Source organism: Antarcticirhabdus aurantiaca (genome assembly GCF_009765365.1).
Classification (GTDB): Bacteria; Pseudomonadota; Alphaproteobacteria; order Rhizobiales; family Rhizobiaceae; genus Antarcticirhabdus; species Antarcticirhabdus aurantiaca.
Genome location: NZ_VTOM01000064.1, coordinates 1 through 618 on the forward strand (window position 1 = coordinate 1; position 618 = coordinate 618).

Genomic DNA, 618 nt, shown 5'->3' on the forward strand with positions numbered 1-618 from the left:
GGACGAGAAGGCGCAGGAGCGCTTCAAAAAAGGGGGCTCGCCCAAGCCCTGAGGGCGGCGCGCGCGGCTCACCCGGACAAGCGCATCGCGCTCTGGTTCCAGGACGAGGCCCGGGTCGGGCAGAAGGGGCGCACCTGCCATCGCTGGTGGGCGAAGGGACGCCGCCCGCCGGGCCTTTGCGATCAGCGCTTCGAGTGGGCCTATATCTTCGGCGCCGTCGAACCCGCGACGGGCAAGGCCTTCTCGCTCGTCCTGCCCTTTGCCGACGCCGCGATGATGAGCCTCTTCCTCGATCACTTCGCCCAGACCATCGAGGACGGCGTCCACGTCGTCATGGTGTTGGACGGGGCCGGCTGGCACGGGACCAAGGCGCTCGACCTGCCGGCCAACATCACCCTCGTCACCCTGCCGCCCTACAGTCCCGAGTTGAACCCGGTCGAGCGTCTCTGGCTATATCTGCGCGAGCGCTTCCTGAGCCTGCGCGAGTTCCGGGGTCGTGAGCACATCATCGACGCCTGCTGCCAAGCCTGGAACGCCGCCACAGACGATCCCAGGCGCATTCGATCCCTCTGCCTCTATCCCTGGATAGAAGAGGTCAATTCATAGGCTGGGCGGTAT

At 66.5% G+C, this 618-nt stretch carries 1 protein-coding gene; it reads left to right on the forward strand.

All coding sequences use genetic code 11. The annotated features are described in order from the left end of the window. A partial coding sequence (locus tag FZN60_RS28535) for an IS630 family transposase (protein ID WP_158877800.1) occupies positions 1 to 606 on the forward strand: 606 nt, incomplete at its 5' end. Positions 607 to 618: the final 12 nt, after the last annotated feature.